Origin of the sequence: Puniceibacterium confluentis (genome assembly GCF_007923445.1) — a bacterium.
GTDB lineage: Bacteria > Pseudomonadota > Alphaproteobacteria > Rhodobacterales > Rhodobacteraceae > Puniceibacterium > Puniceibacterium confluentis.
Genome location: NZ_VOJI01000021.1, coordinates 1 through 12329 on the forward strand (window position 1 = coordinate 1; position 12329 = coordinate 12329).

The 12329-nt window shown below is 62.7% G+C and carries 14 protein-coding genes and 2 pseudogenes; 12 read left to right on the forward strand and 4 right to left on the reverse strand.

All coding sequences use genetic code 11. The features are described 5' to 3' along the window. The 9 genes and pseudogenes from FOY53_RS18130 to FOY53_RS18155 form a co-directional block, all read left to right on the forward strand. A pseudogene (locus FOY53_RS18130) lies at nt 1-293 on the forward strand (glyceraldehyde-3-phosphate dehydrogenase); the annotation flags it as partial. Nucleotides 294-569: 276 nt separating this feature from the next. Beyond that, nucleotides 570-1109 (forward strand): cytochrome b/b6 domain-containing protein, encoded by a 540-nt coding sequence (locus FOY53_RS18135; protein ID WP_146591500.1) that lies wholly within the window; start codon nt 570-572, stop codon nt 1107-1109. Continuing rightward, nucleotides 1106-1630, forward strand: coding sequence for a helix-turn-helix transcriptional regulator (locus tag FOY53_RS18140; RefSeq protein WP_146591502.1), 525 nt, complete (start codon nt 1106-1108; stop codon nt 1628-1630). Before FOY53_RS18135 ends, FOY53_RS18140 begins: the two co-directional genes overlap by 4 nt. A 63-nt stretch (nt 1631-1693) precedes the next feature. Further along, on the forward strand, nt 1694-1837 hold the full coding sequence (locus FOY53_RS23185) for a hypothetical protein (RefSeq protein WP_186766657.1): 144 nt from the start codon (nt 1694-1696) through the stop codon (nt 1835-1837). A gap of 120 nt (nt 1838-1957) precedes the next feature. Next, nucleotides 1958-2959: a type I glyceraldehyde-3-phosphate dehydrogenase gene (gene gap, locus FOY53_RS18145; RefSeq protein ID WP_146591505.1), complete on the forward strand. Its 1002-nt coding sequence runs from the start codon at nt 1958-1960 to the stop codon at nt 2957-2959. A 79-nt stretch (nt 2960-3038) separates the two neighbouring features. After that, nucleotides 3039-3185, forward strand: coding sequence for a hypothetical protein (locus FOY53_RS23190; RefSeq protein ID WP_186766658.1), 147 nt, complete (start codon nt 3039-3041; stop codon nt 3183-3185). Between the two features lie 187 nt (nt 3186-3372). After that, on the forward strand, nt 3373-3954 hold the full coding sequence (locus FOY53_RS18150; protein WP_186766659.1) for a hypothetical protein: 582 nt from the start codon (nt 3373-3375) through the stop codon (nt 3952-3954). Between the two features lie 305 nt (nt 3955-4259). Continuing rightward, a complete protein-coding gene (locus tag FOY53_RS23195; RefSeq protein WP_186766660.1) occupies nt 4260-4421 on the forward strand; it encodes a hypothetical protein in 162 nt (53 codons plus the stop codon). 66 nt (nt 4422-4487) lie between these two features. Then, nucleotides 4488-4637 (forward strand): glyceraldehyde-3-phosphate dehydrogenase, encoded by a 150-nt coding sequence (locus tag FOY53_RS18155; protein WP_246107460.1) that lies wholly within the window; start codon nt 4488-4490, stop codon nt 4635-4637. On the opposite strand, the gene coaD is transcribed toward FOY53_RS18155, so the two are convergent. The 3 genes from coaD to FOY53_RS18170 all read right to left on the reverse strand — a co-directional run bounded on the left by coaD (nt 4625) and on the right by FOY53_RS18170 (nt 6628). After that, nucleotides 4625-5131, reverse strand: a complete 507-nt coding sequence (gene coaD / locus FOY53_RS18160) for a pantetheine-phosphate adenylyltransferase (protein WP_146591509.1) — start codon at nt 5129-5131, stop codon at nt 4625-4627. The genes FOY53_RS18155 and coaD overlap by 13 nt on opposite strands. 103 nt (nt 5132-5234) lie before the next feature. After that, nucleotides 5235-5669: a CBS domain-containing protein gene (locus tag FOY53_RS18165; RefSeq protein WP_146591511.1), complete on the reverse strand. Its 435-nt coding sequence runs from the start codon at nt 5667-5669 to the stop codon at nt 5235-5237. A gap of 62 nt (nt 5670-5731) precedes the next feature. Beyond that, complete coding sequence (locus FOY53_RS18170; protein ID WP_146591513.1) at nt 5732-6628, reverse strand: LysR family transcriptional regulator; 897 nt, start codon at nt 6626-6628, stop codon at nt 5732-5734. Between the two features lie 102 nt (nt 6629-6730). On the opposite strand from FOY53_RS18170, the gene FOY53_RS18175 reads away from it, so the two are divergent. Then, the gene (locus tag FOY53_RS18175; protein WP_146591515.1) at nt 6731-8230 is read left to right on the forward strand and encodes a CoA-acylating methylmalonate-semialdehyde dehydrogenase; all 1500 of its coding nucleotides are present in this window, start codon (nt 6731-6733) and stop codon (nt 8228-8230) included. Between the two features lie 193 nt (nt 8231-8423). After that, nucleotides 8424-9551 (forward strand): annotated as a pseudogene (locus FOY53_RS18180) (carboxylate-amine ligase). A 17-nt stretch (nt 9552-9568) separates the two neighbouring features. Here the strand turns inward: FOY53_RS18180 and FOY53_RS18185 are convergent. Next, complete coding sequence (locus FOY53_RS18185) at nt 9569-10990, reverse strand: hypothetical protein (RefSeq protein WP_146591518.1); 1422 nt, start codon at nt 10988-10990, stop codon at nt 9569-9571. 194 nt (nt 10991-11184) lie between these two features. Here FOY53_RS18185 and FOY53_RS18190 point away from each other — a divergent pair, with 194 nt between their 5' ends. Next, complete coding sequence (locus FOY53_RS18190; RefSeq protein ID WP_146591520.1) at nt 11185-12324, forward strand: acyl-CoA dehydrogenase family protein; 1140 nt, start codon at nt 11185-11187, stop codon at nt 12322-12324. The last annotated feature ends 5 nt before the right edge of the window (nt 12325-12329 follow it).

Sequence of the window (12329 nt, forward strand, 5' to 3'; positions counted from 1 at the left end):
GTCCGCGCCAAAATAGGCATGCCATCGATAATGAACCCGATAAACCTGCCCGACATGGGCAGAATGAATGGGAACTGGCCCTGGGGCGCATGGGTATGGTGCTGGCCTATGATCCCGAACCCAAGGTCTCGGTCGATTTCAACCACACCACGCAGTCGTCGATCTTTGCCCCTGACCTGACACGTGTGGTCGGCAAACGGTTGGTGCGGGTGATGGCCTGGTATGACAACGAATGGGGGTTCTCGGCGCGGATGGCCGATGTGGCGGGCGCGATGGGGCGGTTGTTGCACTGATGTCATGATGTACGGCTAGGCGTTATGCAGCGCCCGGGTCCGATGGGCCCGGGCGTTTTCGTGTCCGGACGATGTGGCGCGCCGGGTCGGTTCCGCAATCCGTGGCGCCGATGTCCGGCCTGAACCGGGGTTATAGGCCGTGGATCCGGCGGCGGTCTGCAACCGGCGATCCATGGGCGGATGTGTTTGCGCGCGCTATCCCGCACAACGCGTCCGGTCGAACCCCAGTGCCTGCGGGGACCCGTCCGCGATCCCTGCCGCAAAGGAACACGCATCATGCGACACCACCGTATCTGGGACCCCTTCCTTCGGGTCTTTCACTGGGCCCTTGTGGCCGGCTTCGTCTGCACTGCCCTGTTGACCGCGCCCGAGGGCCGCCTGCATCAGGATCTGGGCTATGTGGTTGCCGCCCTGATCGCGCTGCGGCTGGCCTGGGGAGTGTTCGGCCCGCGCTCGGCGAAATTTTCGGTGTTCGTGCCGGATTTTGCTGCGGTGATGGCGCATCTGTCGGACATCGCCACACGCCGCAAACGGGTGTACCTGGGACATTCGCCGCTGGGCGCGCTGATGATCCTGAACCTGCTGGCCAGCATCGCGCTGATTGCCCTGAGCGGATTTCTGATGACCACCTCCGCATATGCCGGAGCAAAATGGGTCGAAAGCCTGCACGAGACACTGGTGGTCTGGGCAACAGGGTCAATCGCCGTCCATGTCGGCGCGGTGCTGTGGGAAAGCCTGCGCACCGGGGTCAATCTGTCCCGGGCGATGATTACGGGTGTCAAAGATATTCCGAGGGATGCTAACATCGTTCCATGACACCACGGATCGCCAATACTCCGGCAACATTGATCATCGTAATCGCCGTGCAGAGCCTCTGCGCGGCGTTCTATCTTGCCGACCTCCTCTTTGACGGCGTCATGGAGGGCTGGGCGCAGGTGATCCAGGGCGATTTCTTTTTCGAGGCCGCGGCCACGCTGGCACTGATCGCCGCGGTCGTGGTCGAAACCCGCTTTCTGATGGATCTGCTGCGACGCAAGGCCTATCTGGAGCGGCAGGTGAGCATCGCAGCCGGGGCCTTTCACGACATCATCCTCGACCACTTCAGCCTCTGGGGACTGACCCCGGCGGAACAGGACGTGGCGCAGTTCACCATCAAGGGCATGAGCATCACTGAAATCGCCGCCCTGCGGGGATCAGCCGAGGGAACGGTAAAGTCGCATCTGAATGCGATTTACCGCAAGGCCGACGTCTCCGGACGCGGCGGATTGCTGTCCCTGCTGATCGAGGACCTGATGGGCAGGCCGCTTCTGGCGCAGGCCCCGGCAGAACAGACGTGACAGCCGCCGGGGGCCGTGGCACACCGATGCGAAGAATGCGGAACTGCAAGGGGCTTGTCAGCCATGACCAATTCGATCGCGCTGACGTTGGCGGTTCTGCTCTGTGCGCTGATCATCGGGGACTACATCGTTTACGGGGCCGAGCATCTGCTGTTTCTTGGTAAGAAGTTTTTCGGGCTGCTCGACTGGATGGCATTCTGGCGCTGATCACGGGATCACGCGGCGCGCCCTCTCTTGACTTGAGCAGGTCATTTTGATTGTTAGCGGTAACGGATTTTCGGACCCGGCGGTCCGGCCGCGTAAACGCAAGAGGGAGGGAGCATTCCCATGACCACCAAGGTTGCCATCAACGGATTTGGACGGATTGGCCGCAACGTGTTGCGTGCCATCATCGAATCGGGCCGCACCGATATCGAGGTTGTCGCGATCAACGATCTCGGCCCGGTCGAGACAAACGCCCATCTGCTGCAATATGACAGCGTGCACGGTCGGTTTCCCGCCGCGGTCAAGACCACGGAAGACACCATCGACGTAGGCCGTGGTCCGATCAAGGTGACCGCGCTGCGCAACCCCGCCGACCTGCCCTGGAGCGACGTCGATGTGGTGATGGAATGCACCGGCATCTTCACCTCCAAGGAAAAGTGCCAGGCGCATCTTGAAAATGGTGCCTCGCGGGTTCTGATCTCCGCCCCCGGGACCGATGCAGACAAGACCATCGTCTACGGCGTCAATCACGGCACCCTGACCAAGGACGACATCATCGTCTCGAATGCCTCCTGCACGACAAATTGCCTGTCGCCGGTTGCCAAGGTGCTGAACGATGCCATCGGCATCAAGCGCGGCTTCATGACCACAATCCACAGCTACACCGGCGACCAGCCGACGCTGGACACGATGCACAAGGATCTTTACCGCGGCCGGGCGGCGGCGCTGAACATGATCCCGACGTCGACCGGCGCGGCCAAGGCTGTCGGCCTGGTGTTGCCCGAGCTCAAGGGCAAGCTGGACGGTGTGGCGATCCGGGTGCCGACTCCGAACGTCTCGGTTGTTGACCTGACGTTTGAAGCGACACGCGACACCACGGTCGAAGAGATCAACCAGGCGATCCGCACCGCTGCCGATGGTCCGCTCAAGGGCATTCTCGGCTACACCGACCGCCAGCTGGTCAGCATGGATTTCAACCACGACCCGCACTCGTCGATCTTCCACATGGATCAGACCAAGGTCATGGAAGGCACGATGTGCCGGATCCTCAGCTGGTACGACAACGAATGGGGCTTTTCCAACCGGATGGCCGACACGGCCGTTGCGATGGGCAAATTGATCTGATCACAGCTGCGGCAGCCAAGGAAAGTTTTCCGCGCTGTCGCAGGCTCGGATCCTGAGTGAACTCATCACCCTGCGGGTGGTGACGGACCGCACCGGCACCCTGCCCGTCCTTCTGTTGGTGACCGCCGGACTTGACGCCGCCGCCCGCCGGGCGGTGGCGTTCTGCCTGATCGCCGAGTCCTTTGCGCTGTCGCTGTTGTACATTGGTTGGGCGCAGCGGGCTTGAGGCGCGGGGACTCAGCCTGACGTCGCTCCGGAACGCCGGCGGAATGGCGCTGTTCCCGTTCGCAATCAGCAGGATCTTTGGCCCCGGCCAAACCTGACGCGGATCCGGCGGGCGCCGGAACTGCATACCGGACGGCGATAAATCCTGTGGCCCACCCTCCGACCGCCGCAACAGGGCGATGCCGGGGGTGTTTCCTACCGACATTGACCGCTTTTCCCTGGCGCATCAGCCCGTGACGGCATCCACCATCTCGCTGGTTCTCTCGGCGACACTGGCCCTGCTGCTGGGCTGTCCGAACTTCCGCGTCACCGTTCTAGACGACGTTTCCATCATCTGCCGGGGGATCAACATGATTCCGACCGCTGCGGCGCTTGTGCCGTGGTGGAAGGGCTGTTCCGGATCGGCGCGCCGCATCCTGCGGCGCCCGCTGATCACGCCGGGGAAACTGACGGATGCGCCAGAGCATTGCCGCCAGCCCCCCGGACGGACAGTCTGCGCCCGTTCACAGCACAGATCCACCCGACCCTCTGGCGCCCCGGCGCCCCATTGGCGGCTGGCCGCGGTCAGGCATGTGTGCTCTCGGGCACAGGATGTCCCGCCAGAGGATGCCCCGGCACCGGCCTATTCGGTGTCGCCGCCGAATGCCGCGCGCGCCGCGCCATATCCCACCGCCGCCGACGGCAGCAGACCGGATTGCACGGCTGGCGGAGCCCTCAGCGGCCTGGCCAGGGGACTGCCCGCCTGCAGATGCGCCAAATCGGGCCTTTGACCCGCCGTTGCGGGATCGGGCCGTGCCCGTCTGACCGCCGTCTCGAAGTCTCCCCTCCGGGTTTCCTGGGGTACGGATGCCGGAGTTTTGCCCGGCCACGTGGCGAATGCGTCTGTTTTCACGCTGTCCATCAGGGTTCTCCTGTGCCTGGTACAGCCAAGTGATACCGCCCGGGTTTTACCAAATGCTGAATCGAGCCCTGCATTTCCTGCATGGCGGACAGTGCGTTTACCGCAGTTGTGCTGCAGTGCAGCAGGAATATGTTAGCGACAACAGAAACAGAGACAGACCAAAGGAGACACCTGATGACCCTGCTCTCCAACCTGCAAATCCGTGTTGCCAAACACGCCGAGTATCGTCGCACCCTACGCGCGCTGCGCCGACTGCCGCTCGATGTGGCGCTCGATCTCGACATTCATCCGGGCGATGCCAAGAGCATCGCGCACCAGGCGATATACGGGCGTTAAACGATCACCCCGGTTGCCAGCTTACTTACAGGTCCGACGCCGTCGGCCAGATCCAAGGACAAACCCATGACACAGATATTCGCCCGTCTTCGCCAGATGATCACCTACAACCAGACCGTCAAGGCACTGCGTGCGCTGTCGCTGCACACCCGCCTGGACCTCGACATCGCGGGAATCGAATCCAAAGTGGCCCGCCGCGCGGTCTATGGCTTCTGAGAAGCCTCATAGCGGGCGCGCAAAGCATCCCGCACCGGCGGTGTCACAAATTTCCCGACATCTCCGCCCAGCCGGGCGATTTCCTTGACCAGCTTTGAGGCGATCGCCTGGTGCCGGGCTTCGGCCATCAGAAAGACCGTCTCGATCTGGTCGTTCAGGGCGCGGTTCATTCCCACCATCTGAAATTCGTACTCGAAATCCGCAACGGCCCGCAGCCCGCGCACAATGACCCGTGCCCCGACATCGCGGGCACAGTCAATCAGCAGATTGTCGAAGGGATGCACGACAATTTCTGTCGCAGTCTGTTCCGCCAGGCTCTGGCATTCGTTCTGGATCATCTCGACCCGTTCTTCGAGCGAGAACAGCGGCCCCTTGTCGCGGTTGATCGCAACCCCGATCACCAGCCGGTCCACAAGAACCGTGGCCCGGCGGATGATGTCGATATGCCCATGCGTTATCGGGTCGAAGGTTCCCGGATACAGGCCGATTTGCATGGGATACCCCCTGTGATTGGTCCGGCGCACGCAACAATATTGCGCAAGGCTTTGCAACCCCAAATCTTAACGGCGCGACCCGGGTGCACAGGTTTCACAGGGTTCAGTAGCCCATGATCATCCCCTCCAGCGCGGTTTTCTCCATCGCAAGTTCGCTCAGCCGCGCCTTGACCACGTCACCAATGGTGATGAGGCCGATCAGCTTGCCGTCCTCGACCACAGGCATGTGGCGGAACCGGCCTTCGGTCATGCGCGCCAGAATGGCATCGGCTTCTTCGTCACGGGTGCAGGTCTCCAACTTGGTCGTCATGTAGGCGCTCACCGGCGCCGTCAGGCACGCCCCGCCGTGGTTGGCCAGCTGGCGCACGATGTCACGTTCGGACAGAATGCCGTCGGCGGTTGTCCCATCGGACGAGATGACCACCGTACCGATGCGTTTTTCGGCCAGGATCTTGGCCGCGTCCGAAACCAGCGCGTCCGGGGTGACGGTAAAAACCACGTCATCCGCCTTGCTCTTGAGAATGTTGTATACCTGCATGGCCGTGATCCTCCTCTGAAATATCTGGTTTTTTCCAGCGTCCTCTGTGCGGACCGAGTCTGTCAAGTCAGACCTTCGAGGCGCGCCGTTTCGCGACGCAACCCGTCTGCCAAAGCGGCAGCAAACCTGTTCATGCGCTCCAGCCGGCGATCATCGGCATGGCGTACAAGGTAAAAGCTGCGGGTCAGACTGATTTCATCGGACAACACCCTGCGCAGTCCGGGCGCCGCGGGCAGTGCGAAATCATGGACGATCCCCAGGCCCGCGCCCTGCCGCAGCCAGTGGAACTGCACCGCGACCGAGTTCGAGGCCAGCGCATGGCGCGTCACACCCAGATCGGACAGGTAGTCGAGTTCCTTGTCGAAAACCATGTCGGCGATGTAGCCGACAATCCGGTGCCCCTTGAGGTCGGCCAGATTGCGGATCGGCGGGTGCTGCTCCAGGTACTCCGCGCTGGCAGCGAGGTGGAGGCGGTAATCCGTCACTTTCTGCACGCTCAGCCGCCCGGCAGTGGGCGCAGAAACGGCGATGGCCATGTCGGCTTCGCGCTTGGACAGGTTCACCACCCGCGGCAATGCGACGATCTGCACCTCGAGTTCGGGATTTTCATCGGCGATGGCGGCGCAGACCTGCGGCAGCAGAAAATTTGCGCAGCCATCCGGCGCGCCGATCCGGATCTGCCCTGACAGCCCCCCGGCCCCGCCGGCCACGGCCTCTGTTGCGGCCTGCATTGCCTGTTCAGCTTCTTCGGCATGGCGCAGCAGGCGTGCGCCGGCCTCGCTCATTGCGTAGCCCTGCGGTGACTTGGCAAAAAGCGGCGCCCCGAGCGAGTGTTCCAGCCGCGCAATGCGGCGGCCCACCGTGGCCGGATCCATGCGCAGCAGCCGTCCGGCGGCGGACAAGCTTTCGCTGCGCGCCACCGCCAGAAAGATCCGCATGTCATCCCATGTCCCGGTCACTGCGTCTCCGTTTTGCAAAAATGCAAAGCCTCTTTGGTATTTTTCCCCTGTCGCACACATTTTTGCAAGCCTAGAGTGTCGGCAACTCAGGAGGACCACCCCATGAAAGAACTGACCCACTATATCAACGGTGCCCATGTCAAAGGCACCTCGGGCCGCTTTACCGACATCTTCAACCCCGCGACCGGCGAAGTGCAGGCCCGCGTGCCGCTCGCCACTGCGGCCGAACTGGATGACGCCGTGGCCAAGGCCGCGGAAGCACAGAAAACCTGGGGCGCGACCAACCCGCAGCGCCGCGCGCGGGTGATGATGAAGTTCGGTGCGCTGATCAATGAACACATGGACGAGCTGGCCGAACTGGTCAGCCGCGAACATGGCAAGACCCTGCCCGACGGCCGCGGCGACGTTCAGCGCGGTCTCGAGGTGGTCGAGGTCTGCATGGGCGCGCCGAACATGCTCAAGGGCGAATTTACCGATGACGGCGGCCCCGGCATCGACCTGTATTCCATGCGGCAGCCGCTGGGCGTTGTGGCCGGCATCACGCCGTTCAACTTTCCGGCGATGATCCCGCTGTGGAAAATGGCCCCCGCCATCTCCTGCGGCAACGCGATGATCCTGAAGCCGTCCGAGCGCTGTCCGTCGACGGCTCTGCGTCTGGCCGAACTGCTGACCGAGGCGGGCCTGCCCGATGGCGTCTTGCAGGTGGTGAACGGCGACAAGGAAGCTGTGGACGCAATCCTCGACAATGAAACCGTGCAGGCGGTGGGCTTTGTCGGCTCGACCCCGATCGCGCAGTACATCTATGGCCGCGCCGCCAACAACGGCAAGCGTGCGCAGTGCTTTGGCGGCGCAAAGAACCACATGATCATCATGCCGGATGCGGACCTGGACAAGGCTGCCGATGCCCTGGTCGGCGCCGGCTACGGTGCCGCGGGCGAACGCTGCATGGCGATTTCCGTCGCCGTTCCGGTCGGCAAGGAAACCGCCGACAAGCTGATCGAAAAGCTGGTGCCGCGGGTCGAGAAACTGAAGGTCGGACCCTATACATCCGGCGAGGATGTGGATTACGGCCCCGTCATCACCGCCGCCGCCAAGCAGCGGATCGAAGGGCTGGTGAATTCCGGCGTCGAACAGGGTGCGGATCTGGTGGTCGATGGCCGCAACTTCAGCCTACAAGGGTATGAGGATGGCTATTTTGTCGGCCCGTCGCTGTTCGACAACGTGACGCCGGACATGGACATCTACAAGGAAGAGATCTTTGGTCCGGTCCTGAGCACGGTGCGCGCGGGCACCTACGAAGAGGCGCTGAACCTTGTCATCGACAACCCCTATGGCAACGGCGTGGCGATCTATACCGCTGATGGCGACACCGCCCGCGACTTTGCCCACCGTGTGAACGTCGGCATGGTCGGTATCAACTTTCCGATCCCGGTGCCGCTCAGCTATCACACCTTTGGCGGTTGGAAAAAATCGGCCTTTGGCGACCTGAACCAGTACGGCCCCGACGCCTTCCGGTTCTACACCAAGACCAAGACCGTCACAGCGCGCTGGTTCTCGGGCATCAAGGACGGTGGTGAGTTCAACTTCAAACCCATGGAGTGAGGCGCGACCAAAATCAAATTCCCCGGGGCGGTGCGCAGGCGCCGCCCCTTGTCCTTTGGGGCGTCGCGATCTGTGGCGAACAGGGCTGTCGGCCGGGCGCCCAAGGGCGCGGATGGGCCCCCGGGCGTCGGCACGCCCGCTTGCCCTGTGTCGCGACTTGCGGTTGACTGCCCCTTCAAAGGGGAGAACAGCCATGCAGGAACCGGCATTTTCGATTGGTATCGAAGAGGAATACCTTCTTGTGGACCGCGACACGCTTGCGCTGGCCGACGCCCCCGAGGCGCTGATGACCGCCTGCGTGGCCGAACTGGAAGACCAGGTCAGCCCGGAGTTTCTGCAATGCCAGATCGAGGTCGGCACCAAGGTCTGTACCGATGTGGCCGCAGCGCGCGAGGATCTGCGCCGCCTGCGCAGTGCCGTTTCGAAACACGCTGCAGATTTCAATCTCGTCCCCATCGCCGCGTCCTGTCACCCGCTGGCGGACTGGAAATCGCAGCCGCATACCGACAAACAGCGCTACAACGATCTGCAACAGGCGCTGGGCGGTGTCGTGCGGCGGATGCTGATCTGCGGGATGCATGTGCATGTGGGGTTGAACGACGATACCCTGCGCGCGGATCTCATGCGGCAGATGTCGTATTTTCTGCCCCACCTTCTGGCGCTGTCGACGTCATCGCCATTCTGGCAGGGCGAAGACACCGGCATGGCCTCGTACCGGATCTCGGTCTTTGACAACCTGCCGCGCACCGGGCTGCCGCCCCAGTTCGAATCCTGGGAGGATTACCACCGGTCGGTCACGGCCTTGACCGATCTGGGCCTGATCGAAGACAGTTCAAAGATCTGGTGGGATCTGCGCCCGTCGCACCAGTTCCCGACGCTGGAAACCCGGATCATGGACGTGCAGCCCCGGCTGGAACATACGCTGACGCTGGCGGCGCTGAACCAGTGCCTGATGCGGATGCTCTGGCGGTTGCGCGTCAAGAACCAGCGCTGGCGGATCTACGACCGTTTTCTGATCGGCGAAAACCGCTGGCGTGCGCAGCGCTACGGGGTGACCGAAGGATTGGTCGATTTCGGCCGGGGCGAAATTGTGCCCTGACCCGAGCTGGCCGAAGAGCTTCTGGTGCTGATCGAGGAAGATGCGGGAATCCTGTGTTGTCTGGCCGAAGTCGAAGGGGTCCGTGACATCGTCTCGGGCGGAACCTCGGCCAGCCGCCAGCGCGCGAGTCGCGCCGGAGCAGAGGCGCAGGGCGAAAGCGACAAGGACCAGATGCGCGCGGTGGTGGCGCATCTGATCGAGGAGTTTCACGCCGATCTGTGATGCTCGCCCACCGGGCGCTAGTTCCCGAGCGGAGCGAGGCCGCCAAAGATATGGCTCAGCGCAATGCCATCGGTCGCGCCGGAACTGACACTGTGGCAGGTGAAACAGTTTTCGGACTGGAAATTGTTGTTCTTGTCCGGGTACTGGTGAAAACTTTCCATGGTGGCATTGGCAAGCCGGTTGCCGCCGCGGATATTCCCGTCGCCGCCGCCGGTGGGCAACTGCCCGGTCACGGTCCAGATGCCCCCGATCTGAAGATAGTTGCCGCGCTTGTCCCCCAAGGCCCCCATCAGGATGTTGCGCAGCGACGCGTTCAGGCTGACCAGATCGCTGTTGGCCTTGGCATTGGCCGGATCCGCGGGAGACAGGCCCCAGGGATTCTCCTGAACCACCGCGACGGGCGCAATGGTCTGCCCGGTATCGGCAACGATGTCGCCGGTCGTCGACTCCATCGCGGCGACGGCAGGGACAAGTGGGGAGGTCGTCGGCTGAGCAGCGTCTGACGGAAAGAAAGTCCAGTCGCCGCTGCTGTCGAAGGGTTGCAGTTTTACCGCGCCAGAGGCGTCGAGGTAGGCATATTCCAGTGCCGGTGCCACGCTGACATGTTCAAAGCTGGCCCAGACGAGTTCGGGATGCCCCGCAACCGGCGCCACGATATGCACGCCGACCAGCGCCAGCGTCATGGTTTCTGTACCGCTGAGCGGCCACCTGGTGTCGGATGCACGGTCAAACCTCGGGACCACGGCGTCGAGTGTGATGAACTGGGCGGCGTCCACCGTCGCGGCGTCGACCCAGGCGGTCTTGATCTCCATCGTCATGGCCTGTGGGTTGTCGTAGGTCTGCTTCATGTAGGCTTCGACCTGTTGAACGTCGGCCTGAGTGATGGGGAAATTCCCGGCAATGCCGAGACCGTCAAAGGCGCCGGCCTTCTGGCCGGTCAGATAGCCGGCATAGATGTCGTTGGTGTGGATGCCATAGTAGGTCAGCGACCCCTGCTCGCTCAGCAGTACATCGCCACCGCCTGCCTGCCCTGTGCCGCCGATGTCCTGCGCCTTGACGGTGCGGATCAGCATCGGGTTGGGTTTGGACCCGGCGTTCGACTGGAATTCAAAGGTGCCGCCAGCAGTCTCGACGACGTCATAAAATTCCGGGGTGTCAAAAGTGACCGAAGCCGTCGCCGCCGGGCTGGTGATCCACAGGAACATCTGCGCGCCCCACTGGTAAAAATCACAGGCGGTGTTCTGGACCGGCGGAAAGGCGAAACCGTCCGCCGCGATCACCGCGCCGCCGGTGCTGGCTGTGCCGTCCCTGAACCAGCCGTCAAGCGTGGCGGGTGCAATGCCGCAGCTGTCCATGGCGTCATCCGGCAAGGTGGCCTGCGCCGATACGCTGATAGCAGTGGCGCAAAAAGCCGCCGTCAGTGGGGTCAAAAGTCGCATGAAAATCTCCCGTTAAATAACACCCAATGGTTGCATAACTAAGAGTTATAAACAACCCTTGAGTTATGTCGTCACCTGTCAGGACAAGGGGTGGCCGGGCCGCGGTGGCACCACCGGTTCCGCCACCTCTTGCACATGACCAAAAAGACCTGCCACATGTGGCGCTACTGCAGGTCGATACAGGAGGGGAAGGTATGGATTTTGCACTGAGCGAGGAGCAGTCCGCGATCTTTGACATGGCCCACGCCTTTGGTCAGGAACAGATTGCACCACACGCCCGCCGTTGGGAGTCAGAAGCAAGCATTCCCAAGGACTTGTGGCCGCAACTTGCGGATCTGGGCTTTGGCGGGCTCTATGTGTCCGAGGACAGCGGCGGCTCGGGGCTGAGCCGTCTGGACGCGACGCTGGTGTTCGAGGCACTTTCAATGGCCTGCCCGTCCGTTGCGGCCTTTCTGTCCATCCACAACATGTGCGCGCGGATGATCGACAGCTATGGATCCGATGATCTGAAGGCACGGGTGCTGCCGCAGGTGCTGAGCATGGAAACCGTGCTGAGCTACTGCCTTACGGAACCGAGCTGCGGCTCGGACGCCGCCGCGCTGCGCACGCGGGCAGAGCGGACCAATGACGGCTACATCCTGAACGGCAGCAAGGCCTTCATTTCCGGCGGCGGCTATTCCGACACCTACGTGGTGATGGTGCGCACCGGCGAGGACGGTCCGCGCGGCATCTCGGCGGTTCTGGTCGAGGACGGCTGCGATGGGCTGAGCTTTGGCGGGCTCGAGGACAAGATGGGCTGGCGGTCGCAACCGACCCGGGCGGTGCAGTTCGACGACTGCCACGTGCCCGCCTGCAACCTGCTGGGCGACGAGGGCAAAGGCTTCCGGTATGCGATGGCGGGTCTGGACGGCGGACGCCTGAATATCGCGGCCTGTTCCCTGGGTGCGGCGCAGAACGCGCTGGATCTCACACTGTCCTACATGCGCGAGCGCCGCGCCTTTGGCCAATCCATCGACCAGTTTCAGGCGTTGCAGTTTCGGCTGGCCGATATGGAAATCGAATTGCAGGCGGCGCGGGTGTTTCTGCGCCAGGCCGCCTGGAAGCTGGACACCGGCGCCTCGGATGCCACCAAATTCTGCGCGATGGCCAAGAAATTTGTGACCGAGGCCGGGTCGCGCATCGTTGACCAGTGCCTGCAACTGCACGGAGGTTACGGCTATCTGGGCGATTACGGCATCGAAAAGCTTGTCCGCGATCTGCGGGTGCACCAGATCCTAGAAGGCACAAACGAGATCATGCGCCTGATCACCGCGCGTGAAATGCTCAAGGCGTGACCGCC

Excerpts from the sequence above, each read along its gene's own strand:
- FOY53_RS23185 (WP_186766657.1), top strand. The coding sequence starts at position 1,694 with ATGACCAATTCGATCGCGCTGACGTTGGCGGTTCTGCTCTGTGCGCTG.
- FOY53_RS18190 (WP_146591520.1), top strand. The coding sequence starts at position 11,185 with ATGGATTTTGCACTGAGCGAGGAGCAGTCCGCGATCTTTGACATGGCC.
- coaD (WP_146591509.1), bottom strand. The coding sequence starts at position 5,131 with ATGCAAATCGGCCTGTATCCGGGAACCTTCGACCCGATAACGCATGGG.
- FOY53_RS23195 (WP_186766660.1), top strand. The coding sequence starts at position 4,260 with ATGACCCTGCTCTCCAACCTGCAAATCCGTGTTGCCAAACACGCCGAG.
- FOY53_RS18140 (WP_146591502.1), top strand. The coding sequence starts at position 1,106 with ATGACACCACGGATCGCCAATACTCCGGCAACATTGATCATCGTAATC.
- FOY53_RS18155 (WP_246107460.1), top strand. The coding sequence starts at position 4,488 with ATGACACAGATATTCGCCCGTCTTCGCCAGATGATCACCTACAACCAG.
- FOY53_RS18185 (WP_146591518.1), bottom strand. The coding sequence starts at position 10,990 with ATGCGACTTTTGACCCCACTGACGGCGGCTTTTTGCGCCACTGCTATC.
- FOY53_RS18175 (WP_146591515.1), top strand. The coding sequence starts at position 6,731 with ATGAAAGAACTGACCCACTATATCAACGGTGCCCATGTCAAAGGCACC.
- gap (WP_146591505.1), top strand. The coding sequence starts at position 1,958 with ATGACCACCAAGGTTGCCATCAACGGATTTGGACGGATTGGCCGCAAC.
- FOY53_RS18135 (WP_146591500.1), top strand. The coding sequence starts at position 570 with ATGCGACACCACCGTATCTGGGACCCCTTCCTTCGGGTCTTTCACTGG.
- FOY53_RS18165 (WP_146591511.1), bottom strand. The coding sequence starts at position 5,669 with ATGCAGGTATACAACATTCTCAAGAGCAAGGCGGATGACGTGGTTTTT.